Origin of the sequence: Streptomyces sp. NPDC060002 (genome assembly GCF_042737245.1) — a bacterium.
Lineage (GTDB): Bacteria > Actinomycetota > Actinomycetes > Streptomycetales > Streptomycetaceae > Streptomyces.
In genome coordinates, this window is the sequence record NZ_JBHWUW010000033.1 from 35771 (window position 1) to 51225 (window position 15455).

The 15455-nt window shown below is 73.0% G+C and carries 12 protein-coding genes and 1 pseudogene; 7 read left to right on the forward strand and 6 right to left on the reverse strand.

Translation table 11 applies throughout. The features are described from left to right. Nucleotides 1-5 precede the first annotated feature (5 nt). The 4 genes from ACFWBD_RS26195 to ACFWBD_RS26210 are packed head-to-tail and all read right to left on the reverse strand — an operon-like array spanning nucleotide 6 to nucleotide 4342. Nucleotides 6-1364, reverse strand: a complete 1359-nt coding sequence (locus tag ACFWBD_RS26195) for an STM4012 family radical SAM protein (protein ID WP_385671386.1) — start codon at nucleotides 1362-1364, stop codon at nucleotides 6-8. Next, on the reverse strand, nucleotides 1361-2203 hold the full coding sequence (locus ACFWBD_RS26200) for an STM4013/SEN3800 family hydrolase (RefSeq protein ID WP_385671498.1): 843 nt from the start codon (nucleotides 2201-2203) through the stop codon (nucleotides 1361-1363). The genes ACFWBD_RS26195 and ACFWBD_RS26200 overlap by 4 nt, the downstream gene beginning before the upstream one ends. 7 nt (nucleotides 2204-2210) lie before the next feature. Continuing rightward, nucleotides 2211-3371 carry an STM4014 family protein gene (locus ACFWBD_RS26205; RefSeq protein ID WP_385671389.1) on the reverse strand — a complete coding sequence of 387 codons (1161 nt, stop codon included), beginning with the start codon at nucleotides 3369-3371 and terminating at the stop codon, nucleotides 2211-2213. 11 nt (nucleotides 3372-3382) lie between these two features. Then, nucleotides 3383-4342: an STM4015 family protein gene (locus ACFWBD_RS26210; protein ID WP_385671392.1), complete on the reverse strand. Its 960-nt coding sequence runs from the start codon at nucleotides 4340-4342 to the stop codon at nucleotides 3383-3385. A 198-nt stretch (nucleotides 4343-4540) separates the two neighbouring features. Between ACFWBD_RS26210 and ACFWBD_RS26215 the strand changes: the two genes are divergently transcribed. Beyond that, a complete protein-coding gene (locus ACFWBD_RS26215; RefSeq protein WP_385671396.1) occupies nucleotides 4541-4867 on the forward strand; it encodes a hypothetical protein in 327 nt (108 codons plus the stop codon). Between the two features lie 31 nt (nucleotides 4868-4898). Next, complete coding sequence (locus ACFWBD_RS26220; protein ID WP_385671399.1) at nucleotides 4899-5975, forward strand: DUF6745 domain-containing protein; 1077 nt, start codon at nucleotides 4899-4901, stop codon at nucleotides 5973-5975. A 24-nt stretch (nucleotides 5976-5999) separates the two neighbouring features. Here the strand turns inward: ACFWBD_RS26220 and ACFWBD_RS26225 are convergent, their stop codons facing one another. After that, nucleotides 6000-6722, reverse strand: a complete 723-nt coding sequence (locus ACFWBD_RS26225; protein WP_385671402.1) for an FAD binding domain-containing protein — start codon at nucleotides 6720-6722, stop codon at nucleotides 6000-6002. A 198-nt stretch (nucleotides 6723-6920) separates the two neighbouring features. On the opposite strand from ACFWBD_RS26225, the pseudogene ACFWBD_RS26230 reads away from it, so the two are divergent. The 5 genes and pseudogenes from ACFWBD_RS26230 to ACFWBD_RS26250 all read left to right on the forward strand — a co-directional run. Then, nucleotides 6921-7495: pseudogene (locus ACFWBD_RS26230) on the forward strand (GNAT family N-acetyltransferase); the annotation flags it as partial. A gap of 183 nt (nucleotides 7496-7678) precedes the next feature. Further along, nucleotides 7679-7993: a trypco2 family protein gene (locus tag ACFWBD_RS26235; RefSeq protein WP_385671405.1), complete on the forward strand. Its 315-nt coding sequence runs from the start codon at nucleotides 7679-7681 to the stop codon at nucleotides 7991-7993. Then, the gene (locus ACFWBD_RS26240) at nucleotides 7990-11703 is read left to right on the forward strand and encodes a hypothetical protein (protein WP_385671408.1); all 3714 of its coding nucleotides are present in this window, start codon (nucleotides 7990-7992) and stop codon (nucleotides 11701-11703) included. Before ACFWBD_RS26235 ends, ACFWBD_RS26240 begins: the two co-directional genes overlap by 4 nt. A gap of 268 nt (nucleotides 11704-11971) precedes the next feature. Continuing rightward, nucleotides 11972-13825, forward strand: a complete 1854-nt coding sequence (locus ACFWBD_RS26245; RefSeq protein WP_385671411.1) for a peroxidase family protein — start codon at nucleotides 11972-11974, stop codon at nucleotides 13823-13825. A gap of 185 nt (nucleotides 13826-14010) precedes the next feature. Further along, a complete protein-coding gene (locus ACFWBD_RS26250) occupies nucleotides 14011-14244 on the forward strand; it encodes a hypothetical protein (RefSeq protein ID WP_385671414.1) in 234 nt (77 codons plus the stop codon). 32 nt (nucleotides 14245-14276) lie between these two features. Here ACFWBD_RS26250 and ACFWBD_RS26255 read toward each other — a convergent pair whose 3' ends face one another. After that, on the reverse strand, nucleotides 14277-15431 hold the full coding sequence (locus ACFWBD_RS26255) for a M23 family metallopeptidase (protein ID WP_385671417.1): 1155 nt from the start codon (nucleotides 15429-15431) through the stop codon (nucleotides 14277-14279). Nucleotides 15432-15455: the final 24 nt, after the last annotated feature.

Sequence of the window (15455 nt, forward strand, 5' to 3'; positions counted from 1 at the left end):
CCGGCTCACTTCCGCTCGTAGGCGGTCATGGCGGCCCGGACGGCCGGGGAGAACAGCTCGGGACCGATGGCGTCGGAGTGGGCGAGGCCCTCGGGGGTGAGCCTGAGGGTCGTGGGGTCCGCGTCGGTCAGCCAGCCGCGGTCGGCGAAGCCTTCGAGTTCGGGGCCGAAGTCGTCGGCGGGCGCGCCGCCGAAGCGGGCCCGGTAGTCGTCGAGGCGCAGGCCCTCGGCCTGGAGGAGCGACTGGAGGAGATGGCGGCGGCGCGCCTCGTGGGGGTTCATGGGGTGGCCGACCTCGGCGTGGGCGAAGTCGGACGCCTCGGTGGCGACGTAGTCGTCGATGATGCCCCGGATCTGGTGCATGCCGACGGCGTAGTCGAAGGAGTAGTGCAGGCCGGCGGTGTAGGAGCGGGCGCCGCAGCCGAGGCCGATCATGCCGTCGGTCTGGCAGGCGTAGTCGTCCGTGCCCTGCGGCGGGGCGTCGGTGCGGCGGAACATGCGCATGGACTGCTGGGTGTAGCCGTGCGCGAGGAGGTGGTCGCGGCCCGCGCGGTACAGCCGCAGCCGCTGCTCGTCCCAGGCCGGGTCGGCTGCCGCGGCCTGGCCCGGGCCGCGGCGGTCGAGGCCGGTCAGGGGACGGACGTAGAGCGGGTAGAGGTAGAGCTCCTCGGGCCGCCAGGCCAGGGCCGCGTCCAGGGAGTGCCGCCAGGTCCGCTCGGTCTGGCCGTCGATGCCGTAGATGAGGTCGATGTTGAGGACCGGGATGACGGTGTCACGGACGCGGGCGAGGGCCGTCTCGACGTCGGCGCGGCGCTGTGGGCGTACGGCGGCCCTGGCCTCGGAGTCGACGAAGCTCTGGACGCCCAGGCTCAGTCGGGTGGCGCCCCGGCCGGCCAGGACGGCGAGGCGGTCGGCGGTGGCCGTGGCGGGCGAGGCCTCCACCGACAGCGGGACCGCGCGGAGGTCGGCGCCCATACGGTGCTCGGCGATGTCGCAGAGCCGGTCCAGTTCGGCGGCGGTGAGGAAGGTGGGGGTGCCGCCGCCGAAGGCGGCCGTGGCGAAGCGGACCTCGTCCGTGTCCCCCAGCGCCTCCCGTACGGCTCTCGCCTGCCGTTCCAGGGCGTCCAGGTAGGCGCCGGTCAGTCCGTCGGGGGCGCCGATGCGGGTGAAGAGGTTGCAGAAGCCGCAGCGGACCTCGCAGAACGGTATGTGCAGGTAGAGGGAGAGCGTGTCCCTGGGCTCGGCCGCCCAGAGGGCTTTCAGGGACGGGCGGTCGGGCAGCGGACGGTAGGCCGTCTTGTGCGGGTAGGCGTAGACGTAGTGCTGGTACGGGCTGGTGCGGGTGGCAGGCTCGGCGGTGCTCATCGGCGGGCCTCCGTCGGACCGTTCGACGGGTCACGGGGTGCGGGATCGAGGAAGAAGTGGGCGTACGGCACCGTCCACACGGACTCGTGGCCGAGGCGGTGGCCGGTGTAGCCGTCGTCGCCGTAGGCGGTGCCGTGGTCGGAGCAGACGATCGCGAAGCAGCGGCGCCTGCTGCTCGCGGCGGCGAACAGGCGCCCGATGTGCCGGTCCACGTACTCCAGCGCGGCGGCGTGCGTCTCCCGGCTGTCGCCGGTCTCGCGGGTCGCACCGGGCAGATGGAACCAGTTCGGCTGATGCAGGGCGGACACGTTGACGAAGAGGAACAGCCGCTGCTCGTACGGCAGTCCGCGGACGACGTCCTCGGCGCGGGCGACCTGGTTCTCGAAGGACTCGGGTGAGGTGACTCCGAACTCCGGTGCCCAGTGGGACTCGTGGAACAGACCGGGCAGCACCGAGCCCAGCGGACCCTGCTTGTTGAAGAAGCCCACTCCCCCGATGCACACCGTGTGGTAGCCGTCCTCGGCGAGGCCCGAGACGAGGTCGGGGGTGTCGTAGACGTAGGTTCCGCCCGCGGTGGTCTCACTGCCCGCGAAGCTCGCCGCGAACAGGCGCGGATGCGGTCCGGGGGCGGCCGGGGTCGGCAGGAAGCCCGCGAAGATCGCCTGGTGGGAGGCGTAGGTGAAGCTGCCCGGCGCGTGCCGCTCCTGCCAGCGGCCGCCGGGGAGGTGGCGGGCCAGATGGGGGATGCGGCCCGCGGCCGCCAGCTCGGCGGCGACGTCGTGGCGGAGTGTGTCGAGGGTGACGAGCAGGAGGTCGTGGCTGCCCACCACCTCGTTCATGTCGGGCTCAGGCATGCGGTGTTCCTGTTCTGTACCGGGCGAGGTCACCTCGGGCGGCGGCCACTTGGGCCGCATAGCTGTCGAGGCCCTCCGCGCCGCTGCCGGGCAGGCCGGTGAGCCGGGGCAGCAGGTCGCCGAAGGCGTTGACCTCGCCGACCGCGGCCCTGCCCCAGCCGACGGCCGGCAGCAGGTCGACACCGACGCACAGGGTGCGCGGGAAGCAGGCCGCGGCCCGCTCGCACACGTCCAGCAGGTCGGTCCAGCGGGCGCCCGCCGCCTCGACGGCCGCCCGGACGGAGTCCAGGTCGCCCCGTCGGCCGCCGAGATGGAGGTTGGTCAGGGGCGAGCGGCTGGTGCGGACCACCGCGTGGGTGGCGCGACCGGCCACGACGACGACCCTGAGGTCGGCGGCCCGGCCGTCCTGGGCGGCCTTCGGCAGCCAGCGCTCGAGATGCAGTCCGTCCGGGGCGAGCGCGTCGACGATGGCCGCGATGTCCTGCTCGCGTTCGTAGCGGCGCACCCTGAGGGAGTTGTACAGGCCGCCGTCGCCGGCGAGTTCCACGGACGTGGTGGCCCTGATCCGGCCACCGCCGCCCGACTCGACGGCGAGGACGCCCGAGGCGGACGATCCGTGCGCGGGTTTCACGAAGAGCCGGGGCATCCGGTGCTCGCGCATCGCCGCGCGTACGTCGTCCCAGCCGCGTACCGGCGCGCCCTGCGGGCCCGAGGTGGGTGAGGCGGGCACCGGGACGCCCGCCGCGTCGAGGACGGCATGGCAGAGCCGCTTGTCGAACAGCACCGCGAGCTCGTCCGGGTCGTCGAGGCGGACGCCGCCGCGCAGGCTGCGTACCGCGGTGGTGAAGCGGGCGTACCAGCGGCCCGAGCCCTCGACCCGCGTCGGGTCGGTGGCACCGCGCAGCAGCCGGTCGACCTCGGGGTTCTCGCCGGGTGAGTCCAGGCGGACGATCTCCTCGGCGGCGAAGTCGGCGCCGCCGTCGCGCAGTACGTCCGCCCACGGCACGACACGCGGGGCCGGCAGGCCGGCCCCGCGTACCGCGTCCTCGAAGAGGGCGACCCGACGGTTCTCCGGGTTGCCGACCACTGCCAGGCGCGGCCCGGACGCGCGCTCCCGGCGCGGTTCGTCGAGGAGGGAGGGACGGTGACCCATGGGTGGGGTGCTCACTCCCCGACGGCGACATAGCGCCACGGCGTGCCGTCGTCGTCCGAGTCCTCCTCGGCGTCGTCGTGGTCGAGGTCCACCTCGACGCCCGCGGTCTCCACGGTCCGCCGGACGCGCTCCTGGAGGGACTCGCTCAGGTAGTGGTAGTGCAGGTCGAGCTTCTTCAGGTGGGTGAGCGGCTGACCACCGAGCAGGGCGGCCGCGCCCTCGTCGGTCAGCACGCCCATGGAGAGGTCCAGCACCTCCAGACGGGCCACCACGGGCGCGGACGCGACGGCCGCGGCCACGGCGTCCTGGATCTCGCTGTTGCGCAGGGCGAGGTGACGCAGGTTCGGCAGCCGGGCGCCGGACAGAATCGGCTCCAGGTCGGCGACCTCGCTGTCGCCGCCGTACTCGGGGGTGCCGAGCCACAGGTCGAGGTGGACCAGCTCGGGCAGGTCGCTGCCGCCGACCCCGCGCACGACCTCCGCGGGCAGCCCGCCCGTCTCGATCACGAGCCTGCGCAGCGCGCGGTGAGTCACGGCGGGGAAGACCAGCCCGGACCCGCCGCGCACGCCGAGCTCCTCCAGCGCGGGGAACGCGGCCAGGAGCGGGGTGACATCGGTCTGGTTGATCCAGGAGATCTCGCACTCCTCCCCCACCATGTCGCCGAGGAACACCGCCCGCAGCGCGGGGAACCGGTCCCGGGCGGCCACCAGCGCCTCGATGACGTCGGATGCGTCCGTGTCGTACGCCTCCTGCCAGGCGCCGACGATCAGTGCCCGCACCCGGGTGGTGTCCACGGCGGAGCAGAACCGGGCGAACGCCTTCGTCCAGTCCTCCTCGGCGTCGTAGACGTCGCTGGTGACGCGCCAGGCGAAGGCCTCCGGGTCGGGCAGGTCGTCCGTCCTGCCGTCCGGGCCCGGGAAGGTGTGGGCGGGCAGCCGGTACAGCGCGTGCAGGTGGTCGGTGACGGTCATGCGGCTGCTCCCCGGGAAAAAGATGCGCGGTCCGTGATGTGTCCGCAGTTCTACCAACAGGCACTGACGACACCTCTCGGCGGGGCCTCGGTTCGGAGCACCGGCTCGGGACGTCGGCGCGGGGCGTTGTCAGTGGTGGTCCGTACCGTCTTCGTCATGAGGCCGGTGCGCGAAGCATCCGGCGGGGAGGGGAGAGGCATGTACCGGCAGGGAGACGTGCTGATCGTGCCCGTAGCGGAGGCCGCGGTGCCGCCGCACGTGGCGGTCGCGCCCAAGGAGCGGCGGGACGCGCGGGGCCGGCTCGTGCTGGCGCTGGGCGAGGTCACCGGGCACGCCCACGCTGTGGTGGGCCCGGGGGATCTGGTGCGGGAGCCCGGGCCGTTCGGTCCGCTGCTGCTGCGCCTTCCGCAGGGCGGCCGGGTGGTCCATGAGGAGCACGCGGCGATCGCGTTGCCGAAGGGCTGGTACCGGGTGATCCGGCAGCGGGAGTACGTGCCCGGATCCGTGCGGATCGTCGCGGACTGAGCAGAAGGTGACCGAGGTGACGGAGGGGCGGATGACGACCACGGACCTTGCCGGGGCAGTGCCCGGGGCGGAAGCGGACACGATGGTGGAGGGGACGTCCTTCGAGGACGTGCGTGGCTGGCGCGCCTGTGCCGCGGCGGCCGTGCCCGCCGACCGCGCGGCCGCCGAGGAGGGCGTGCGCCGCGCCTACCGGCAGGCCGGTCTGCCGGATCCGGAGCGGGTGGTGTGGGCCGCTTCGCCGCGGGCGGCCGTCACGCTGGTCCGGGAGCTGGCGGACAAGGGCGCCAGTGTGCGTGAGGCGGTCCGCAGCGCTCCATGGGCCGGCGAACGGCAGCGGCTCCACACGCGGTTGGGCGCGGCGGGCTGGGCGGCGCACTGGGCGGCCACCGGTGGACTCCTGTGGGAGCCCACGCAGGCGCTCGTCGACCGGATCCGCACCGGGGTGCTGGAGGAGCTTGCAGGCGGGGACACCGGGAAGGAGGCCGCGGAGATCCGGCTGGTGCTGCTGGACGCCGTGCTCGGTCAGCACGACGCCCCATGGCTCGCCGCGTTCCCGACGGACCGGGGCCCGCTCGAGGGGCTGGCCGCGGTGAGCCGCCACGCCGGCTGGTGGTGGCCGTTCGCGCGGGTGGCGGTGGTGTGCGAGCGTCCCGTCGCCCTGCACCGCGACGAGGCGGGCCGGCTCGACCACGGGGACGGCCCGGCACTGGCGTACCCCGACGGCTTCGCCCTGCACGCCTGGCGTGGCATGCCGGTCCCGGCCGAGTTCCTCGCCGAGCTGCCGGCGCTCTCCCCGGACCGGATCAGGTCCGAGGAGAACGCCGAACTGCGCCGGATCATGCTGGAGTACTACGGGTACGACCGCTATCTGGCGGACTCCGGGGCGCGTCACGTCCACCGCGACGAGACGGGCACCCTATGGCGTATCGACCTGCCGGACGACGAGCCCGTCGCCATGGTGGAGGTCCTGAACTCCACACCGGAGCCGGACGGGACGCGGCGCACCTACTGGCTGCGGGTGCCGCCGGCGACCCGTACGGCGCGGGAGGGGGTCGCCTGGACCTTCGGCCTGGCGGCGCAGGTGTACGCACCCGAGCGGGAGACGTGAGCCGGAGAGCCTCGCGGCCGGGCCTCAGCCTTCGGCGGCGCGGGCCAGCACGTCGGTGATCCGAGCGTGGACCGCGTCCCGGGCGGCGGCGGGAAGGACGCCCAGGTCGGTGCCCGCCAGGGCGTGCAGGACCTGTTCGGGGTCCGGGTCGTACGGCGTGCTCTCGCTGAACACCTCGTAGCCGTCGCGTACGGCCACCCGCAGGTCACGGGGGCTGTCGCCGTCGGCGTGCACCGCGGCGGCGACGACGAGGGGCGGCGGGCCGCCCGGCTCGCCCTCCAGTTTGCGGTAGCCGCTGACCAGGGGTGCGCGCCAGCGCAGGGCGAGCAGCACGTGACGCTTCGCCAGCAGCTCGGTCAGATCGGTTTCGTACACGCTGTCGGCTTCCAGGACGGTGGCCCGGGCGTCGAGGACGAGAGCCGCCGGGAGCAGACAGCGCAGGGTGCTGCCGACGATGTTGCCGCCGACCGTGGCGGCCCGGCGTACCGCGCCGGTGCCCACGCCGGAGGCCGCCCGGTGCAGCGCCTCGGGCACCGTCGCGTCGACCTGGCTGAGCAGTACGGCCCCGCCGAGTTCCTCGGGGCCGACCGTGCCGGCCTCCGGCACGTTGCGCAGCGACACGGCCTGCTCGGGGAAGCCGTCCCGCTGCCAGCCGGCCCACACGAGTGTGGCGCCTCCTACCGGTACCGCTCCCTCGGCCAGACAGCGCTGGGCTTCGGATATTGAGGAGGGAAGACGCAACTGCACGACAACCGACCTGCCTTCCCTGGAAGTTCGTGGTGAGTGACACGGTGTCATCGTGTGTCCCCGTGGCGCTCACCCGCATGATCAATGGCAGAACGGATTCTGCCCAGGCGCGCGGGGGCGCATACAGGGCTCATGGCTGCACCTTTCGCAACGTGTGATCGCGTTGCGGCCGGGTCACGTCCCCCGGACCCTGGCGCCATGCCCTCTCTCCTGCGTCCCGCCGCCCTCGCCGACGCGCCGGCCGTCACCGGTCTCCTCAACGAGATCGATCTCATCGAGACCGGCCGGCCCGAGACGGACCTGCACACCGTCGAGGCCGATCTGAGCAGCCCGAGACGGATCCGGAGCGGGATTCCTGGCTCGCCTCCGACGGGGACCGGCTGGTCGCCTACGGGCTGCTGTGGGACGAGTCGGGCGGCGAGCGCGTCGACCTCGACCACTACGTCCTGCCCGACCGGCAGGAGGCGGGGCAGCTCGTCCTGGCCGCGATGCAGACCCGGGCGCTGGAGAAGGCGCGGGAGAACGGGGCCGGGCGGGCCGTGGTGCATCTGCATCTCAACGCGGCGCCCACGCTCGACGCGGCGCCCACGCTCAACGCGGCGCCCACGCTCGACACCGCGCTGCTCCGGGCCCGCGGCTGGTCCGTCGTCCGGCGGTATCACGTGCTGCGCCGACCCCTGGACCGGGCCGGGGGCCAGCCGCCGGCGCCGCCCGCCGGAGTGCGGCTGCGGTCCTGCGTCACCGAGGCGGACCGGGCCCGCGTCCACGAGCTCAGAGTCACCCCTCGCCCCCACTAGGCCGACAGGGTGGGGCGTGCGCGTCGACGCCCCTGCTGATCTCGCGTGATCGAGTTGCCCGCCTCTGAGGGAACTCGGACAATCGACGGTATCCCCGTCTTCCGTCGCGGGCCCTCCCGTTCCCTCTGATCGGGAACTCCCCTGCGAAGGAGTACGGCAATGGCAGACAGGCAACAGGCGCTCACGACGGATGGGTTGGGCCTGGCGGACATGCTCGGCGGTCTGCGACGCGAACTGGAAGACGCACAGCGGCGAGCCGCGGGGGAAGAGCTGCGCTTCGGCATCGCCGATGTCGAGGTGGAGGCCACTGTCCAGATCACCCGGAACGCCGCGGGCCGGGCGGGCATCCAGTTCTGGGTGGTGCAGGCCGGTGGCGACTACGCGCGCGGCAATGCCACCACGCACCGGATCAAGCTGAACCTCACGTTGCCGCCCACCACGCTCATCGCCGATGAGGGAGACGTCGCCGAATGACCGGGCTCGACGCCGAGCGGCTGGTCTCGCTCGCCGCGGACGGCAGACGAGGCTCGGGGTATCTGCTGACACCGGAACTCGTCCTCACCGCCGGTCACTGTGTCGGGCCCGAAGGCTCCGCGGTCACGGCCCGCGCCTACGCGCGTCACGAGGGGAGTTACCACCTCTCGGAGGAACGGCACACCTTCCGCGTGGCGGTCCGGGGAGACGAGGAGCCCGACTACGCACTCCTGGAATCCACCGCCGACGATCCGTTCCGGACGGGACGGGACAGCCCGTCGGCTGAGGTGCGACTGGGCCGTCTCATCGGCGAGGGCGCCGTCGCGGCTCAGGCGCTGGGCTTTCCGAAGTCGGGGGTGGAGCAGTCCGGGGCGAGACGGTTGGTGAACCCGGAGGACGTGCGGGGGCGCGTCCTTCCCCTCACCGGGTCGAGGCGCGAGGTGCGTCGTCTGAACCTGCAGATCAGGACAGGCTCGTCTCCGCTCGGCCGGGGCGTGTCGCTCTGGAGCGGAATGTCGGGTGCGGCCCTGTTCAGCGGAGATCACCTCATCGGCGTGATCACGGAGGACCGCGCCACGATCGAAGGACGGCTGATCGCACTGCCCGTCGGCACGATCTTCGGCGACGACGGCCTGGACGAGGCGAACACCTGCCTGCTGGCGGCCCGCGGGAGGACGGCCCCCGAGCAACGCGTCACGCTGGACCCCGTCTGGGCGGGCGGCGAGGTCCTGAAGCCCGCGTACAGCCCCCTGCCGCCACGCGATCAGTGGTCCGAGGCAGACCTGCTCGAATCCCGCCATGGCGTCGTGCCCTTCCGTGGGCGCGCCGAGCAGCTCCACACGCTGGTCGACTGGTGTGAGCGCGAGGACGACGGGGGCGGCGGGCAACGCATTCGGCTGCTCACGGGCGGCAGCACGGTCGGCAAGACCCGGCTCGCCCGTGAGCTGTGCCGCACGATGGCCGGCAGGGGCTGGGTCGCCGGTGTCGTCGACCCGCTGCACGTGGACTTCTCCGGTGTCTGCGCCCTGACCGAGCGACGGCTGCTGGTCATCGACGACGCCGACGCCCACGCCGGTCAGCTGCACTTCCTCCTCGCCGAGGCCACCGAGCGCGGAGGCCACCATCCGCTGCGCGTCCTGGCAGTCGCCCACCGCGGCGGTCCGTGGTGGGACGCGGTCAAGCGGCGCTACGAGGCACTGGTGGACGCGGAGGATCCCCCGCCGCTGCCGCCGCTGCCGGAAGCCGACCGTGAGGACGTCTACCGGGTCGCCTACGCCGCCTTCAGGGGCTGGTACGAGGAGACCGACAGCAAGGCCGACACCGCTGTGCGGGCCGGTGCCGTGACGGAGGGTGAGACGGCGACGGGCGTCGCCGCGCCCACCGGGGTGGGCGTGCCCGGTCTCGAAGAGCCCGACTTCGGCAGCTATCTGCTCGTCCTGATCCAGGCACTGGTGGATGCCCGCACACTGCTGCAGAAAACGCACTCGGCAACCACGGGACCGCCCACGCGCTCACGCGCCAACGCCCTGCTGGACTACGCCCTCGACGTGGAACGCCAGAGGTGGCAGGCGTCCGCCGAGCGCCAGAAGCTGCCGCACGACCCGGTCCTGCTCGAACGGATCGTCGCCGTCTCCGGTCTGGCGGTGGCCGACGGCGAGACGGACGGGGAGCGGGAGACCGAGGCGGCGCGCCGGCTGCGGCTCGTCCCCGACCTCGCGGACGAACCGGAATGGCTCACGCGGGCCTTCGCCCGATGGCAGCACGCGGAACTCACCGGAGACGGCTACCTGCGGTCGCTCCAGCCGCTGAGGCTCGCCGAGCGGCTCGGCGCGAAGGTGATCGCCGCCTTTCCCGATATCGCCCCGCGACTGCTCGACGTCGGCGGCGACGGCCCGGGGATCCCGCAGGCCGCGACCGACCAGGCGCGCCAGATACTGAACGTGCTGCACGTCCTTCAGCTCACCGCCGGCTCCGACGGCTGCCGGACCGACGGCGTGGGACACGCCGCCGACGGGTCGGGTGAGCCGTCGGCCCAGCAGCGGGCCCGCGAGGCACTGGACGCCGCGCTGCGCGGTCACGCCCGCCCCCTCGTCCGACTGGTCAAACAGGTCGCCGCCACCGATCAGGACCAGTTCGCGAGCGCCATCGGCACCTCGCTGGCCTGCGCACTGAACTCCACGCTGCGCAAGGAGTCGGCGCAGGAGGTCGCCGCCCAGGTCCTCGGGGAACTCGACCTCGCCTGCCCCGACGTCCTGTTGGAGTTGGCCACGGCGGTCGCTGAACACGCGGTGCAGCACTACCGCGAGGGTGGCGGGCCGCCCGCTCAGGACAACCGAGCAGAGCTGGCCCGGGCCCTTCAACGCTGGTCGCTGTACCTGGCCAGTTCGGGTCTGCGCATCCAGGCGCACGAGGTCGCCGGGCAGGCGGTGGACATGTACCACGCGCTGCACCAGCTCAGTCCGTCCGAGGAGCACGAGTTCGCCTTGGCCGAGGCCCTCAAGGACCTGGCCGACCGGCTCGTCGACGTGGGCCGGTTCGAGGAGGCGGACCTCTGTGCCCGGGACTCCATACGGCGTCTGGAACCGCTGTTCCAGCGCAATCCCAGCCGCGGGAACGCCTTCGGTCTGGTGAAGGCCCTGTGCACCCTGGCCACGGCTGCCCACCGGATCGGCCGCCAGCGCGAGGCCCTGCAGGCGGCGACCGAGGCGTGCGAGCTGATCGAGCGGTTGGCGCAGGCCCAGGAGAGCGACGAGCACGGGCCGGACGAGATCCAGGGCATGCGGGCGTTCGCGCTGCGCGGTCTGGCGTGGCAGCTCGGTGCGAGCGGACGCGTCGACCATGCGGTGGCCAGAGCCGTGGAGAGCGTCGAGATCTACGAGGCGCTGCGCGAGAGGTGTCCCGGTCTGTGGAAACGGGACATCGCCGAGGCCCTGTCCATCCTGGGCGTCCAGCACGCCGCCCGGCAGGAGTGGGACGAGAGCGTCGACCGGCACAACGAAGCCCTGAACCGTCATTACAACGCCCTGGAGCGGGAGTACCGCGAGGCCGTACGTCCGCAGCACGCCCTCGCGCTGGGCCGACTGGCGGAGGCGCACCTGGGCAGGGCGCGCTCCCGTCCGGTGGAAAGCCGGCAGGAGGACCTGCTCAAGGCGCTGGAACACGTCGAGCAGGCGCTGGGACAGTACGAGAAGATGCGCAAGGAGGACCGGTGGGCCAATCGCGTCCACGAAGCCTGGACGAGCTGTCTGGAGGCGGAGGTTCTGCTCGCGCTGGACGCCACGGGCCGGCCCCTGCGTGCCGCCCCCGCGCCCCGGCAGACCTGCGGACGGGCCGAGGCGGCCGCCCGCCGGGCGCTGACGCTGTACGACGAGTTGGACGTGCGCGCGTGGCGACTCAGGTTCAACAGGGCCCGGGCACAGGCGGTGCTGGCCCAGTCGTACGGAGGCCGCCGTCCCCGGGCCAAGGTGCTGCGCGCGCACGAGCAGGCGCGTGACGCGTTCGCCCGGCTCGACGCGGAGGAACCGGGCCGTGCCGAGGAGGAGTTGCACGTCGTCGAGAAGACGATCGAGGACCTGCGGCAAGCCGGCCCGCCCGCCCCGCCGCGTGCGCAGACGGCCGTGAACCGGTCGGGCAAGCGGCGCAAGCGTCACCAGCCGAAGCCCCGTCTTCGCGGCCGTCAGGGTGCGGCTGGGCGTCGAAGGCACCGGTGAGACGGCGCCGGTCCGGGCCTTGAGGTGCGGGAGAGCAGCGGCTCTCATACCATGGTATTCGGAGTGTTTACAGGGCATTTGCGCGCCGGTACCGGAGGCGGGCTCGGCCGGTCGCCGTCGGCGACCCTCGCCGACCCCGGCCCATCGGCCGGGACGACCGGTCGCCGCAGGCTTCGACTCCTTCGCCCCTTCGCCCCTTCGCCCCTTGGCCCCTTGGCCGTCGTCCGCGAGGGCGTGCGCCGTTTTCGTGCAGGACAGGAGCAACGTGATGAGCGAGCGACGACGCGCCGCACGGCGTCCCGCGGCCGGATACCGTACGTCCTTGCCCTGGCGGATCGTCACCGGCGGCGCCGAGTACGTCGACCGGCGCGTCGGCTGGGACAGGCTGCCCGTGCTGCCGGGTCTGCTGACACTCCTCGGGCTGCGCGTCGGGCTGCGGCAGAGGAACCTCCACGACACCGGCTCTCTGCCCTCGGTCGACCTCCCCGGTTCGGCGCCCCCTGCCGAGAGCCACAAGGTCGACCGGACCGCCGACGGCAGCCACAACGACCTCGGCGAGCCTCGGATGGGCATGGCGGGCACCCGCTTCGGCCGGAACATCCCGCTGGACCGGATCGCCCCGGCCGCGCCGGAGGACGTCCTGTCGCGGCCGAGCCCCCGCGAAGTCAGCCGCGCGCTGCTCACCCGGGACGGGTTGACCCCGGCGGAGTCGGTGAACTCCCTGGTCGCCGCCTGGCTCCAGTTCATGGTCCGCGACTGGTTCAGCCACGGTACGAGCCCCGCGGAGCGGCCCTGGGAACTCCCCCTCACGGACGACGACCCGTGGCCGGAACAGCCCATGCGGATCATGCGGACACCGGACGACCCGACGCGCGACCCCGAGGCGCCGGCCGGGACGCCCGACACCCGCGTGAACGTCTCCTCCCACTGGTGGGACGCCTCGCAGCTCTACGGATCGAACGAGTCCGAGCAGCGCCTGATGCGCACCGGCGAGCTGGGCAAGGTGCGCCTGTGGGACGACGAGCAGTCCCCGTTCCCCTCGGACCCCTCCCGCGATCCGTCGCGGGTGCCCGGCTTCTGGCTGGGTCTGGCGATGATGCAGCGCCTGTTCGCCCGGGAGCACAACGCGATCTGCGACCACCTGCACGGCGCGTACCCGTCCTGGGGCGACGAGGAGTTGTTCCAGCGCGCCCGCCTGGTCAACGCCGCGCTGCTCGCCAAGATCCACACCGTGGAGTGGACCCCGGCCGTGATCAGCCACCCCACCACCGTCACGGCCCTGCGCGCCAACTGGTGGGGCCTCGCGGGCGAGCGCGTCCACAACCTCTTCGGCCGGATCAGCGGCAGCGAGGTCGTCAGCGGGATCCCCGGGGGCAGGACGGACCACTACGGCGTCCCGTACGCCCTGACCGAGGAATTCGTCGCCGTCTACCGCATGCACCCGCTGATCCGCGACGAATGGCACCTGCGCTCCGCCGCCGACGACGCCACCCTGCGGCACTGCACCCTCCGCGACATCTCGGGCCCCGGTGCGCTGAAGGTCCTGGAGGCCACCGGGACGGCCGATCTGCTCTACAGTTTCGGCACCCTGCACCCCGGACTGGTCACCCTGCACAACTTCCCCCGGTTCCTCCAGGAGTTCGAGCGTCCCGACGGCCGTCTTCAGGACCTCGCCGCCACCGACATCCTGCGCTCCCGTGAGCTGGGCGTCCCTCGCTACAACGAGTTCCGGCGGCTGCTGCGGCTGAGGCCGGCGAAGACCTTCGCGGAGCTGACGGACAATCCGCAGTGGGCGGAGCAGATCGAGCGGCTCTACGACGGGGATGTCGAAAAGGTCGATCTCATGGTCGGGCTGTACGCGGAGCGGCTGCCGGCCGGATTCGCCTTCAGCGACACGGCGTTCCGCATCTTCGTCCTGATGGCCTCGCGCCGGCTGAACAGCGATCGCTTCTTCACCGAGTACTACACGCCCGAGGTGTACTCCAAGGCCGGTATGGCCTGGATCGACGACAACAGCATGATCACGGTGCTGCTGCGCCACCACCCGGAACTGCGTTCGGCGCTCGCGGGCCTGACGAACGCCTTCGTGCCGTGGCACACCGCCGGAGGGACGGCGAACTGACATGGCCGCGACGGACAGGTCCCGCGGCGAGCGGGAGCGCCGGGTGGCGGCGGCCGCCGCACGGTACGGCGCGGCCGGGACGAGCGGCGCGCGGTCGAGCGGTCGAGCGGTCGAGCGGTCGAGCGGTCGAGCGGTCGAGCGGCAACGGGACGCGGGGGTCGCCTTACCCGACTCCGAGGAGGCGTGTGTACAGCAGGCTCCTCGTGGGCGGGCCCAAGCGTCCCGACACGGTCGCGGACTGGTTCAACGTGTGGTGCCCCAACGACGCGGTCGCCATCGGATGCCCGCCGGCCGACGACTGGGCGGACGGCCTGACCGACCTCGCCGTCATCAACGCCCGCGACCGGGCCCACAGCATCGTGGAGTACCTCTCCCACACCGAGGTGGCCCGGTCGGCCGGCGGCCGCCTCGCGCTCTGAGCCGGCCGTGGCACCCGCCCTCGTGAGGTACCTCAGCCGCCGTTCAGCGCCAGCCAGGGCTGGGGGTCGGCGTAGTAGCCGTCGTAGATCACCTCGAAGTGCAGGTGGGGGCCGGTGGACAGGCCGGTGGATCCGACCCGCCCCAACGGGGCCCCGGTCTGCACGGTCTGCCCCACGGTGACGCCGATGGCGGACAGGTGGCTGTACGTCGTCTGGAGCCGTTTGCCCTCGATCGTGCCGTGGTCGACGACGACCCGGTTGCCGTAGGCCGTGGTCATGGCCGCGAAGACGACGGTGCCCGCGCGGGCGGCGGAGACCTGGGCGCCCTGCGGTGCGCCGAAGTCCACGCCGGTGTGGAGTTTGGTGACGCCGGTGAGGGGGTGCTGGCGGGAGCCGTAGGGGGAGGTGATGGTGAGGGTGGTGACGGGCGGCGTCAGGATCGCGTCGGCCAGGACGCCACCGCCGCTCGTGTCCTCCCGGTCGAAGGCCTCGTACTTCGCGAACAGGGCCTTGACCTCGCTGAGGTAGGTCTGTGCCGAGGCGGGGACGCCTCCCGCCTTCGTCACGGCGTCCGTGCCGACCGCGTAGGCGGCGAGGGTGAGGTCGACCAGGTCCCCGTTGACGGTGCCGTCGGTTCTGAGGCCGGTGACCTCCTGGGCCAGGGAGCAGTCCTGGCGGCCGAGCGCCATGATGGCGTCGGCAGGATCGCGCGGTGACGAGCGGCCGTTGCCGTCGTCGTCCTTGCCCCAGGTCTTCCAGTCGGCAGCGCTGAAGGCGGCGATGCCCTGCGCGCCGGAGGTGGTGGCGCTGTCGTTGCTCCAGCCGGTGAGCTGCTCGATCTGCGCGGCGAGGGCGGACGGGGTGACGACCGTGCAGGCGTCGGCGGACTTGCGCAGCCAGGGTCCGTAGGTCGCGTTGACGCCGCCGGCGGCGTCCTGCGGTGTGCTCTCCCCGGCGCTGCGGTCGTCGGGGAGTCCGCCGGTCAGGGCGAGGAACCCGGCGACCGTGGTGAGGGTGACCAGGCCCGGCAGCACCAGGAGGGTGAAGGGGCCCGGGCCGCGCCGACGGGGGCGTGGGGCGGGTGCTTCCACGGCCGGCGCTGCAGCGGCGGGAACCTCCGGGGCGGGGGCTTCCGGGGCGGTGACGGCCTGGTGCGCAGGGCTCTCGACGGCGGGCTCGTCGCTCACGCGGCGGACTCCGGACGACGGGTC

Excerpts from the sequence above, each read along its gene's own strand:
- ACFWBD_RS26195 (WP_385671386.1), bottom strand. The coding sequence starts at position 1,364 with ATGAGCACCGCCGAGCCTGCCACCCGCACCAGCCCGTACCAGCACTAC.
- ACFWBD_RS26200 (WP_385671498.1), bottom strand. The coding sequence starts at position 2,203 with ATGAACGAGGTGGTGGGCAGCCACGACCTCCTGCTCGTCACCCTCGAC.
- ACFWBD_RS26205 (WP_385671389.1), bottom strand. The coding sequence starts at position 3,371 with ATGGGTCACCGTCCCTCCCTCCTCGACGAACCGCGCCGGGAGCGCGCG.
- ACFWBD_RS26210 (WP_385671392.1), bottom strand. The coding sequence starts at position 4,342 with ATGACCGTCACCGACCACCTGCACGCGCTGTACCGGCTGCCCGCCCAC.
- ACFWBD_RS26215 (WP_385671396.1), top strand. The coding sequence starts at position 4,541 with ATGTACCGGCAGGGAGACGTGCTGATCGTGCCCGTAGCGGAGGCCGCG.
- ACFWBD_RS26220 (WP_385671399.1), top strand. The coding sequence starts at position 4,899 with ATGACGACCACGGACCTTGCCGGGGCAGTGCCCGGGGCGGAAGCGGAC.
- ACFWBD_RS26235 (WP_385671405.1), top strand. The coding sequence starts at position 7,679 with ATGGCAGACAGGCAACAGGCGCTCACGACGGATGGGTTGGGCCTGGCG.
- ACFWBD_RS26240 (WP_385671408.1), top strand. The coding sequence starts at position 7,990 with ATGACCGGGCTCGACGCCGAGCGGCTGGTCTCGCTCGCCGCGGACGGC.
- ACFWBD_RS26245 (WP_385671411.1), top strand. The coding sequence starts at position 11,972 with ATGAGCGAGCGACGACGCGCCGCACGGCGTCCCGCGGCCGGATACCGT.